Raw genomic sequence first — 11,421 nt, forward strand, 5'->3', positions numbered from 1 at the left:
TTTAGCAATCAAAAAGAAAAAAGGGGGGAGATAATGAAGTTAGAATTAGGAAAGATTCAGATTAATGATGTTAAGTTTGGCTCGACGACAGAAGTTAATAGTGGATTGCTAACAGTTAATAAGGATAAGTTGGTTGAAGAGATAATTGATGACAATCAAATTAAATCTTTAGATGTTGAATTAGCTAAACCAGGTGATAGCATCAGAATTATTCCGGTTAAAGATGTAGTTGAACCTAGAGTTAAGGTTGAAGGAGCTGGAGGTATTTTTCCTGGAATTATCGCTGAGGAAGATATGGTAGGTTCAGGAAGAACTCATGCTTTAAAGGGAGTTGGAGTAGTGACGACAGGTAAAATAGTAGGTTTCCAGGAAGGGATTATTGACATGTCCGGTCCTGGTGCTGAGTATACTCCATTTTCTAAATTAAATAACATTGTAATTACTTGTGAAGTAGCTAGCGATATAGAGCAGCATGAACATGAAGAAATTGTGAGAATGACAGGGCTTAAAGCTGCAAATTATATTGGAAAAGTAGCTCAGGATTTGGAACCTGATGAAATAGAGGAGTTTGAAAGCAAGCCGATACCTGAAGCTGTTGCAGAATATCCTGATTTACCGAAAGTGGGTTATATTTATATGTTACAGACCCAGGGGCTGTTACATGATACTTATGTGTATGGAGTAGATGCTAAAGAAATTTTACCGACATTAGTCTCTCCAACTGAAGTAATGGATGGAGCCATTATAAGTGGTAACTGTGTCTCTGCCTGTGATAAGAATGTTACTTATGTACATCAGAATAATCCGATTATTGAGGATTTATATAAACATCACGGAACAGAATATAACTTTCTGGGAGCCATAATTACTAATGAAAATGTAACATTAAGTGATAAAAAAAGATCATCAAATTATACTGCTAAATTAGCAGAACAATTAGGATTGGATGCAGCTATTATTTCACAGGAAGGCTTTGGTAATCCTGATGCTGATTTGATTATGAACTGTGTTAAGTTAGAGGAAAAAGGAATTAAGACAGTTCTTACAACTGATGAGTATGCAGGAAGAGATGGTGCTTCACAATCACTAGCAGATGCTGATCCGAAGGCGGATGCAGTAGTCACGGCTGGTAATGCTAATGAAACAGTTACTTTACCGGCTATGGAAAGGATAATTGGACATCAGAAAGTTGCTGATGTAATTGCAGGAGGCTTTGATGGCAGTTTGCATCAAGATGGTAGTATTACAGTAGAGTTACAGGCCATTACTGGAGCTACTAATGAGCTTGGGTTTGGCAATTTAACCGCTAGAGAATATTAAAAAATTTTTGAATTTAAATAGGGAAAAAGGGGGGAGAATAATGTCCTTACGTATAGTACATTATATAAATCAGTTTTTTGGTCAAATTGGTGGAGAAGAAAAAGCAGATATTCCACCAAAGACTGAAGAGGGGCCGGTAGGACCTGGTAATGGGATTAATGCAGGACTAAAGGAGATCGGTGAAATTGTTAAAACAATTATCTGTGGAGATGACTATTTTAATGAACATACTGAAGATGCTAAAGTAGAAATCAAGAAAGTATTAGAGGATGTAGAACCGGATTTAGTCCTTGCCGGTCCTGCTTTTAATGCTGGTCGCTATGGTATGGCCTGTGGTGGTGTGGCAGAGTTGGCCTGTGATGAGCTAGATATTCCAGTGATTTCTGCTATGTATCCTGAGAATCCAGGTTATGAAATGTATAAAAATTACGCTTATGTGATTAAGACTTCAGATTCTGCTGCTGGTATGAGAGAAGCAATTCCAAATCTAATAAAATTAATTAAAAGTTATAATAAGAAAGATGGAAAACTAGGGCGACCAGAAGAAGAAGGATATATGACGCGTAATTTAAGAAAAAATATATTTGCAGAGAAAAGAGGTTCTACTAGAGCAGTAGAGATGTTAGTTAAGAAAATTAATGGGGAAGAGTTTGAAACTGAATATCCAATGCCTGACTTCGATCGGGTAGATCCTGTCGATCCAATAGAAGACTTAGCTAATACTAAAGTAGCTTTAGTTACTTCTGGTGGAATTGTTCCAGAAGGCAATCCAGATAGAATAGAGTCTTCAAGTGCTTCTAAGTATGGGGAATATAAGATTACGGAAACTGGTGAAACTGCTCATGGCGGTTATGATCCTGTATATGCCAATGAAGATCCTAATCGAGTTCTACCGGTTGATGTAATGCGTGATTTAGAGAATGAGGGAGCGATTGGGGAGTTACATGAATTTTATTACAGTACTGTAGGTAATGGAACTGCCGTAGCTAATGCTAAAGCCTATGCTGAAGAGATTGCTGAAAAGTTAATTAATGATGGAGTTCAGGCAGTTATCTTAACTTCTACTTGAGGAACCTGTACTCGTTGCGGTGCAACGATGGTAAAAGAGATTGAAAAAGCAGGCCTTCCAGTCATACATGTGGCAACAGTAGTTCCGATTTCCAAAACTGTTGGAGCAAATAGAATAGTTCCTGCAGCTGCTATTCCTCATCCTCTAGGAGATCCTGAGAAGAGTCTAGAAGAAGAAAAACAGATTCGTAGAGAAATAGTAGATAAGTGCCTTCAAGCTTTACAGACCGAGATTGATGATCAGACTGTTTTTAGTTATGTTAAAGGGTGCTAGGGGTTATCCTAGCACTTTTTTTGTTATTTTTTTCTTAATATAGTATTATATTTATATAATAGGATTTTTCAAATAGGAGGGGAAAGTAAGGTGGCTAAAGTAAAAGTATCAGTTGAAGCAGGAATCTGTGGCTTTACTACTTTTATTACAGCAGATGCTGATGGAATGGAGGAAGTAGAGTTAAATATTGAATCGGACTGTGAACAGGTTCAGCAGGTTCAAGAGGAGATTAATTCAGTGAATGCTATGTCTATGTTATCCAACAAAAAGCCTCATGAAACAGAGGTTTATCAGGTGTTGGCTGCTCATTTAAAGCATGTTTCCTGTCCAGTCTATTCTGGATGCTTTAAAGCAGTTGAAGTAGCAGCAGGAATGGCTCTACCAGAAGATGTTAAGATAGAGATAGAAAAATAAAACTGAGTTAATTATAACACCTGTCGAGAGGCAGGTGTTATAACATTTTCTTAAAGTTTATGTTATACTTAAAAGGCAAGTGCAATATATATTATACCATTAAGGGAGGATTAAAGATGAAGATTGGCTTTTTTGATTCCGGAGTAGGTGGAATTACAGTCTTAAAAGAGGCCTTGAAGGTATTACCTAATAAAGATTATATATATTATGCAGATACAGCAAATGTTCCTTATGGTACTAAACCTAAAGAAGAAGTAAAGCATTATGTCTTTGATGCGGTTGATTTTATTACTGATCAAGGAATAAATGCTTTAGTGATAGCCTGTAATACTGCTACTAGTGTTGCAGTAAATGATCTACGCGATGAATTTCAGTTTCCTATTATAGGTATGGAACCGGCAGTTAAACCGGCTGTAGAGAAGAATAAAACTAAGAAGGTTTTGGTAACAGCAACTCCCTTAACACTTCAAGAAGAAAAGCTTTGGGAGTTAGTTGCTAAAATAGGCTCTAAAGACATTATTGATTCTTTGCCGCTTCCTAAATTAGTTGAGTTTGCTGAAAATTTTATATTTGATGAAGAAACTATACTTTCTTATTTAGAAGAAAGATTTTCATCATATGACCTGAATCGATATAGTTCAATTGTTCTGGGCTGTACTCATTTTATATTTTATAGAAGATTATTTAGAAAGATTATTCCTGATGATGTTGAGATAATTGATGGGAATCGTGGAGCAGTAAAACAGCTTAAGAGACAATTAAAAGCACCAGAACATAAATCTGGAACTGGGGAAATTATCTTTTATTCTTCGAAAAAAGGAAATGAAGATAATATAGCTTTAAGAGAATATATAAGGTTATTGGATTAAATTTACATTATTTTTAGTTTTTAGGACAAATAGTAAAGAACCCACCCTTATTTATATGGGTGATGAATTTACTAACTTATTCTTTGATTCAATATTAAAGAATAGGTTATTTTTTACTTGGTTTTTAAACCATGTGTAATTGCTTTAACTTTTGATATGCTTGATATTAAAAGTAATATATGATATACTATATGTGAGAGGTGATAACAATTGAGCAACCAAAATAATTTAATTCATGCCAGAACATGTGTTTATAATGTTGGCTATCATAAGGAGGTGAACTAATTGAAGTTAGCTAAATATTTTATTCATAAACCTAATCAAACCCAACAAATTGTATTAGGTTGTTTAGCTTATGCTAGTGCTAGGTTATATAATATCGGCAATTATCAACGTAAAAATTGGTCTAAAGATAGTGATAAAGAGTATCCTGATTGGTATAAACAAAAAAAGCAATTAAAAGAAAATTTTTGGTATAAAAATTTACCTTCTCAAACAGCACAGGAAACACTTAAAATTTTAGCTGATAACTGGGATAGTTTTTATCAAAGTATGGAGGATTATCAAGATAATTCTGATAAATATAACGGTGAGCCTAATCCACCTAATTATAAACCTAAAGACAGCAAATTTAACTTCCGTTATCTCAATAATGGTTTTAAAATTATTGATGGTAAGTTAAGATTATCTATTCCTAAACAGTTAAAAAAGTATCTAAAAGAGGAATACTCTATTACCAACAAATTCTTATGGATAAGAGTGCCTAATGAGCTGTTATCCAGTAATAGAGATGTCCTTAACTCAACTACTAGAATTGAGTTTAAACCTTTAAGCGATGATACTTATAAGGTAATCTTAACTTATAAAGTAGATACTCCTACTATTAAAGAAGATAACGGTAATTATTTAAGTATTGATCTAGGCATTAATAATCTAATGACTTGTTACAGTAATCAAAATCAGGAAAGCTTTATTATTGACGGTGGACAATATTTAGCTATTAATCGTTATTTTGATAAAAAAATCAAACATTATCAATCTATTTTGAATGGTCAAGGTAAAAAGACTTCTAAACGTATCCAACAATTATATAAAAAACGACGCAAACAGCTTTTTCATTTAATCCATAGTGCAACTAAAAAAGTAGTTGACTATTGTATTAAACATAATATATCTAGAGTAATCGTTGGTGATATAAAAAATATTCGTGATGATGCTGACCTAGGTAAACAGAACAATCAAAAAACTCCATAAACTACCTTTTGATATTATTTATCATCAATTGGAGTATAAACTTAACTTACAGGGAATTACTTTAATTAAGAATAGTGAAAAATATACCAGTCAATGCAGCCCTTACAGTAAAAAAGTAACTAAAAAATATGCCGATAAGTCTAATCGTATTAAACGTGGATTATATGTAGACAAAAATAATAATCAAGCCTTTAATGCCGATAGTGTAGGTTCATTTAATATCTTACGCAAATACTTACAGCAGCGACGTAAAGGAAAAGATATTACTTTGCAGGTTAAAGGTTTATCAAATCCAGTTAAATATAGCTGGAATGATCATCAATTTGCAGCTTAAAAGTAACTCCAAGTCCAGTATTAACTGGATAGGAGTAGTGGCGTTGGACACGTCGAATGGGTAACTTGCTTGATGTTACGGGTAACTCCCATAAAAGCAGGCGACCATGAAGCTCGGTATTTCAATGCCGAGTAGTTCACTTTGTATAAAATAGATTTTTATTTGCTAGATAATAAAAAAAGAGGTCGATCATAATGATCAACCTCTTTTTTAGCTTAATATTTATTCTTCTTGATCTGCATTGGCAGGATCGAAGGTTCTTTGGGCCAATTCTTGATCTAGCATAAAGATACCCTGTCCCTTTTCACCTAAACGATCTATCTTCTTAATAATTCCTTCCATAGTATCCTCTTCTTCAACTTGTTCTTCAACAAACCAATCAAGGAAGTTAACTGTAGAATATTCGCTTTCTTCAGTAGCAATATCCATTAAATCATAGATTCTTTTTGTTACTTCCTGTTCATGCTCAAGAGCAGTTGTAAAGACATCTTTGAGAGAATCAAAATCATTTTGCGGTTTTGAAATAGCATCAATTACTGCTCGTTCTCCTTTTTCATTAATAAAGTTATAGAATTTTTCTGCGTGGAATCGTTCTTCTTCAGCCTGTACCCAGAAAAAATGGGCAAAGCCATCAAAATCCTGTTCAGCACAATAAGCTCCCATTGCTAGGTAATAATGGGCTGATAAGAATTCAAAATTCATTTGGTCATTTAGGGCTTCTAATAATCTGTCTGATAACATTTTTTAGCCTCCTTGGAAATAAGTTTATAGCCTCATTATATTTTATAATTCCCCTTATGGTCAAATAAAATTCAAATTTAAAGCTTGACAGAGCAAAGATAATCTGATATATTATAATTAGTAACTATTATTAATAGCTTAGTTGGTTTTAACTTTCTTGCATAAAGAATGCAGGAAAAAGTATGGATTAAAAGAATGTAGAAACTAGAAGATGGGAATTATACCTAGAGGAGTGATTAAATTATGGAAGTTAGAGAAGTATTTAAGTGTGATATCTGTGGAAATGTTGTAGAACTGCTTCAGGCTGGAGCACCGGCTTTAGTCTGTTGTGGTGAAGATATGAAGAAGCTAGAGGCTCAAACTGAGGATTCATCCGTTGAAAAGCATGTACCAGTAGTAGAAGAAACTGATGATGGAATAAAAATATTAATTGGCTCTACTCTACATCCTATGGAAGATGACCATTTAATTAGATTCATTGAAGTCTTGACTGAGGATAAAGTATTGAGAGCAGAATTTAAAGCAGGTGATGAACCGAAGGCAGTATTCAATGTTGACCAAGATGAAGTAATTGAAGTAAGAGAATTTTGTAACCTACATGGTTTATGGAAAGCATAAACTAAACTCAGAAAGGGGATTTTATTTATGTCAGAATTAAAAGGAACAGAAACAGAAAAGAATCTATTAAAATCATTTGCAGGTGAGTCTCAAGCACGAAATAGGTATGATTACTTTGCTTCGCAAGCAAAGAAAGAAGGCTATAATCAAATATCTAATATTTTCAAAGAGACTGCTCGCAATGAGAAAGAACATGCTAAAAGAGTCTTTAAATTTCTAAAAGGCGGTGAAGTTGAAGTTACAGCTGCTTTTCCAGCTGGTGTAATTGGTACTACAGTTGAGAATTTAGAAGCAGCAGCTGCTGGAGAGAATCATGAGCATACCAGTATGTATCCTGAATTTGCTGAAGTAGCTGAAGAAGAAGGTTTTACAGAGATTGCAAAGGTCTTTAGAGAAATTGCAGAAGCAGAAGAAGCTCATGAAGAGAGATTTTTAGCTTTATTGAATAATATAAAGAATGATAGAGTCTTTAAGCGAGAAGAAGAGGTGCGTTGGAAGTGTGGTAATTGTGGATATGTCCATGATGGAAAGGAAGCACCAGAAGTTTGTCCCGCTTGTGCTCATCCACAGTCTTATTTCGAATTAAAGGAAGAAAATTATTAATCAGTTTGTTAAAGCCTATTCGGATTGTAACCCGAATAGGCTTTTTTAAGTTTCTAAAATCTTTTTCTGACTTAAAACAGGTAATTAATTATTCCATGTTTAATTATTATAGTGTAGCAAGTATAGTTAAGGGGGCTATCATGTTGAAAAAGAAGCTGCAGTTAATTATATTACTTTCAGTTATTACTACATTGGCACTAAATTTTACTGTCTATGCTGATAATGATTATAATTCACTTCTGTTTGAAGGTGTAAAGACGAATAAATTGTCGAAAGTTAAAGAGGCGTTAGAGAATGGAGCCAATATTTCAGCTAGGAATGATAAAGGAGAAACGCCATTAAAGTTAGCAGTTGCTCAGGGATATTTTGGGCTAGTAGAATTTTTACATAAGGAAAAAAAGGCTAAAGTTAATACTAAAGATAATAACGACATAACTCCTTTAATGGAGGCTGCTTTTGATGGTAACTTAAAGTTAATGAAGTATTTGGTAGCTGAAGGAGCAGAGCTTGAAGCTAAAGATAAAGACGGATGGACAGCATTGAAGTATGGAATCAACCAGGGACATATAGAGACAATAGATTATCTATTAAATGCTGGAGCTGAGATAAATACTAAAGATAAAAGAGGGCGGACAGCTTTAATGACAGCTGTAGATTATGGAAAATTAGAGGTAGTTAGATATTTAACAAGAGAGTATTTAGTCAGACTATCAGCTATTAATGTTCAGGATGAGCGTGGCTGGACTCCTTTAATGATAGCAGCTTATAGAGGAGATTTAGAGGCGGCTCGATATTTAGTAGAGGCAGGAGCCTATCTAAACACTCAGAATAAAAATGGCTGGACTCCGTTGATGAAAGCGGCTTATGAAGGCCACACTCAGGTAGCGAATTACTTAATAAAAGCAGGAGCAGATATTGATGCACAGAATCAAGAAGGCTGGACACCTCTGATGGAAGCAGCCTATAAAGGGCACATACAGATAGTAAAGAAACTAGTACAATCAGGTAGCTACATTGATGCTAAGAACAGTAACGGCTGGACTTCTTTAATGGTGGCAGCAAATGAAGGATACCTTGAAGTAGTAGACTATTTAGTAAGTCAAGAAGCAGATATTGAAGCTGAAAATAAGAATGGCTGGACTCCGCTGATGAAGGCGGCTTATGAAGGCCACATTCAAGTAGTAGATTACTTAATAGAAGCAGGAGCAGATATTGATGCACAGAATAAGAACGGCTGGACTTCGTTGATGTCAGCTATATATAATGGTGAAGTTGAGCCAGTTAAATTACTAATTCAACAGGAAGCTGACTTGGGGGGTAGAGATAAAAGAGGCTATACAGCTTTGAGAATGGCTGTTTTAAATGGCAGATTACAAATGGTTAAGATTTTAGTAGAAGCAGGTATTGATATTGGTATTAGAGATTACAGCGGCTGGCCTCTTTTAAAGTCTGCTGTTATGAAAGAAAATTATGAAGTAGCCGATTATTTATTGGTTTCAGGAGCAGATATTGATGCTGAAAACAAAGAGGGCTGGACAACATTACATCTGGCTGTAGCTAAAGGGAGGTTAGAACCAGTAAAGTATCTAGTTAAGAATGGAGCCAATATTAAAGCTCAAAATAAAGCCGGCCAGACACCGCTGCATTTGGCAGCAGAGGAAGGGAAAATAGATGTCTTAGATTACTTACTTACTAAAGATGTAAGTATTGATCTTAGAAATAATAGAGGTAGAACAGCTTTATTTACTGCTGTAGATGAGAATAATCAGAAAATAGTAAAGTTCCTTTTGGGGCAAGGAGCAGATATAGAAGCCAGAACAGATCAAGGTAGAACTCCATTGATATTTGCTGCTTCTAGCGGCAGATTGGAGATAGTTAAGTACTTAGTAGATCAGGGAGCAGATTTAAACGCCGCAGATAACCGAAACTGGACGCCGCTTATGGCAGCTGCAGCTGAGGAAAGATTGAGGATAGTTGAGTATTTGATTTCAGAACAGAATATAAAACTGCAGGGTCCTAAGGGAGAAGAACTTCTCAGATTAGCAGCTCGCAGGGGCGAATTATCAGTAATAAAGTATTTAGTAAATAGAGAGGTAGAAATTACTAGGCAGGATCAGAAAGGCCGAAGCCCATTGATGCTGGCAGCCCAGAAGGGGTATTTGTCGGTGGTTGATTATCTGTTAGAGCGAGGAGCTGATTTGGAAGTCAGAAGCAAGAATGGCTATACCCCGCTGATGTTGGCCGCTTCTGGTGGAAATCTTAAAGTAGTGAAGTATCTATTGGACCAGGGAGCTGAGATTACAGTCAGAGGTAAGGGAAATGAAACTCCATTGATGCTTGCTTCCTATGGAGGCAGTATGGAGATAGTTGAGTTTTTAATCGATCAGGGAGCAGAGATTAAAGCCAGAGATGAAAGCGGTTGGTCTGCTTTGATGTTTGCTGCTTATAATGGTAAGACAGAGATAATAGAATACTTAGTAGATAAAGGAGCCCGGATTGGGATAAAGGATGATAACGGTTGGACTCCCTTGATAGCTGCTGCCTATAACGGCTATCTTAAAACAGTAAAGTACTTAATAGAAGCAGGAGCAGATATTAAAGCGAAGACTGATAACTCTTTAACTGTTTATGAAATGGCAGTAGCCCAGGAACATTTTGAAATTTTAGGATTTTTAAAAGAAGTAATAGAGGATAGAAACCAGAAAAATTATTTTAATCTGTAAATAATCTATTCTTCGATCTTTCCTTCATAAAACAGCTCCAAAAAAATCTTCCCTAATTCAGGATCGAATTGGGTTCCTAGGTTTTCTTTGATTTCACGGACAGCCTCTTTAGGATTCATTGGAGAACGGTACGGACGATTTGAAGTCATAGCATCATAACTGTCGGCAATGGAAACAATTCTAGAGCCCAGCGGAATCTCTTTTTGCTTAAGACCATCGGGATATCCGGTACCGTCATATCTTTCATGGTGGTGTCTTACCATTTTAGTAATTGGTTTAAATCTTTCGATTGGAGAAAGGATTTCTTCGCTCATAATTGGATGCTGTTTGATATGGTTAAATTCACTATCACTTAGACTACTTGATTTATTCAGAATAGTTTCCTGAGTACCTACTTTTCCGATATCATGTAACTTGCCGGCCAGTTTTATTTTGTCAATTTCAGTGGAGACATCATGTTTATGTTCAGCTAATTTAGTAGCAATTTCACAGACGCGCAGGGAGTGGCCTTTAGTATAGGAGTCTTTGGCTTCTAGAGTTTTAACTAAACTAGTCATTGAGGATATAAAGAGATCCTGCAGCTGTTCATTTAAGGTATCCACCTGTTTCTCTAATTTATGTAGTGATTTAGCTTTTTCCTCTTCAAACTTAATCTGAGAAGTTTTATCACTTAAAATTTGCATGGTTCCGATATAATCATTATTTTCATTTTCTAAAAGTTTATAAGTAGTATTAAGGTATTCTTGGTTATCTTGATTAGCAATTATGGTAGTAAATTGGTTTACATTTTTTTGTTGTAATGAATTCATAATCTGCTTGATTTTGTTTTGGGTATCATCAGGATGGACTGAAGTTATATCTTTGCCTATTAATTCTGTCTGGGAGATATTTTTGATCTTTTTAGCTTCTTCGTTAGCAAAAATAATTTTATTATTGTCATTAGTGATTATTATACCTTTTGAAATCTGTTTTAATGCTGTTTTAAATAATTTATGATTATCTTCTGCCATGAAAAGTCACTCCTTTGAATTTGAATTAAAAGGATGATTACTGCATTATACTATTAATTTAACTATTTCTTGATTAATCATTGGTATCCTGCCCAGATAAATGAAAAATTGCGTAAATTTGAGGAAAAGACTTGAATTTTTCTTTTATTTCCTAATAAAGAAGGAGAATTTTTGGTAGATTCTTAAACTAATA

General features: G+C 34.9%; 11 protein-coding genes. 9 read left to right on the top strand and 2 right to left on the bottom strand.

Features of this window, described 5'->3' with window-relative positions:
• The first annotated feature begins 33 nt into the window (after nt 1-33).
• The 6 genes from acear_RS05205 (at nt 34) to acear_RS12805 (ending at nt 5,533) form a co-directional block, all read left to right on the top strand.
• Nucleotides 34-1,320 (top strand): glycine/sarcosine/betaine reductase component B subunit, encoded by a 1,287-nt coding sequence (locus acear_RS05205; protein WP_013277963.1) that lies wholly within the window; start codon nt 34-36, stop codon nt 1,318-1,320.
• Between the two features lie 40 nt (nt 1,321-1,360).
• Entirely contained in the window at nt 1,361-2,662 is a 1,302-nt protein-coding gene (gene grdB / locus acear_RS05210; RefSeq protein ID WP_013277964.1) for a glycine reductase complex selenoprotein B, read from the top strand.
• Nucleotides 2,663-2,752: 90 nt separating this feature from the next.
• Complete coding sequence (locus tag acear_RS05220) at nt 2,753-3,076, top strand: DUF6951 family protein (protein ID WP_013277965.1); 324 nt, start codon at nt 2,753-2,755, stop codon at nt 3,074-3,076.
• 116 nt (nt 3,077-3,192) lie between these two features.
• Nucleotides 3,193-3,945 (top strand): glutamate racemase, encoded by a 753-nt coding sequence (gene murI, locus acear_RS05225; RefSeq protein WP_013277966.1) that lies wholly within the window; start codon nt 3,193-3,195, stop codon nt 3,943-3,945.
• A gap of 285 nt (nt 3,946-4,230) precedes the next feature.
• Nucleotides 4,231-5,199: an RNA-guided endonuclease InsQ/TnpB family protein gene (locus tag acear_RS05230; RefSeq protein ID WP_049772655.1), complete on the top strand. Its 969-nt coding sequence runs from the start codon at nt 4,231-4,233 to the stop codon at nt 5,197-5,199.
• Between the two features lie 28 nt (nt 5,200-5,227).
• Nucleotides 5,228-5,533 (top strand): zinc ribbon domain-containing protein, encoded by a 306-nt coding sequence (locus acear_RS12805; protein WP_049772656.1) that lies wholly within the window; start codon nt 5,228-5,230, stop codon nt 5,531-5,533.
• A gap of 222 nt (nt 5,534-5,755) precedes the next feature.
• Here the strand turns inward: acear_RS12805 and acear_RS05235 are convergent, their stop codons facing one another.
• Nucleotides 5,756-6,274 carry a ferritin gene (locus acear_RS05235; protein ID WP_013277967.1) on the bottom strand — a complete coding sequence of 173 codons (519 nt, stop codon included), beginning with the start codon at nt 6,272-6,274 and terminating at the stop codon, nt 5,756-5,758.
• Nucleotides 6,275-6,517: 243 nt separating this feature from the next.
• On the opposite strand from acear_RS05235, the gene acear_RS05240 reads away from it, so the two are divergent.
• From acear_RS05240 to acear_RS05250, 3 genes are all read left to right on the top strand, one after another.
• Entirely contained in the window at nt 6,518-6,892 is a 375-nt protein-coding gene (locus acear_RS05240) for a desulfoferrodoxin (protein WP_013277968.1), read from the top strand.
• A 27-nt stretch (nt 6,893-6,919) separates the two neighbouring features.
• The gene (gene rbr, locus acear_RS05245; protein ID WP_013277969.1) at nt 6,920-7,495 is read left to right on the top strand and encodes a rubrerythrin; all 576 of its coding nucleotides are present in this window, start codon (nt 6,920-6,922) and stop codon (nt 7,493-7,495) included.
• A gap of 143 nt (nt 7,496-7,638) precedes the next feature.
• Complete coding sequence (locus tag acear_RS05250) at nt 7,639-10,218, top strand: ankyrin repeat domain-containing protein (RefSeq protein WP_187286637.1); 2,580 nt, start codon at nt 7,639-7,641, stop codon at nt 10,216-10,218.
• Nucleotides 10,219-10,223: 5 nt separating this feature from the next.
• On the opposite strand, the gene acear_RS05255 is transcribed toward acear_RS05250, so the two are convergent.
• Nucleotides 10,224-11,228: an HD domain-containing phosphohydrolase gene (locus tag acear_RS05255; RefSeq protein ID WP_013277971.1), complete on the bottom strand. Its 1,005-nt coding sequence runs from the start codon at nt 11,226-11,228 to the stop codon at nt 10,224-10,226.
• Between the last annotated feature and the right edge of the window lie 193 nt (nt 11,229-11,421).

It is taken from the genome of Acetohalobium arabaticum DSM 5501 (genome assembly GCF_000144695.1).
Taxonomy (GTDB): domain Bacteria; phylum Bacillota; class Halanaerobiia; order Halobacteroidales; family Acetohalobiaceae; genus Acetohalobium; species Acetohalobium arabaticum.

Excerpts from the sequence above, each read along its gene's own strand:
- acear_RS05235 (WP_013277967.1), bottom strand. The coding sequence starts at position 6,274 with ATGTTATCAGACAGATTATTAGAAGCCCTAAATGACCAAATGAATTTT.
- acear_RS05205 (WP_013277963.1), top strand. The coding sequence starts at position 34 with ATGAAGTTAGAATTAGGAAAGATTCAGATTAATGATGTTAAGTTTGGC.
- murI (WP_013277966.1), top strand. The coding sequence starts at position 3,193 with ATGAAGATTGGCTTTTTTGATTCCGGAGTAGGTGGAATTACAGTCTTA.
- rbr (WP_013277969.1), top strand. The coding sequence starts at position 6,920 with ATGTCAGAATTAAAAGGAACAGAAACAGAAAAGAATCTATTAAAATCA.
- acear_RS05255 (WP_013277971.1), bottom strand. The coding sequence starts at position 11,228 with ATGGCAGAAGATAATCATAAATTATTTAAAACAGCATTAAAACAGATT.
- acear_RS05240 (WP_013277968.1), top strand. The coding sequence starts at position 6,518 with ATGGAAGTTAGAGAAGTATTTAAGTGTGATATCTGTGGAAATGTTGTA.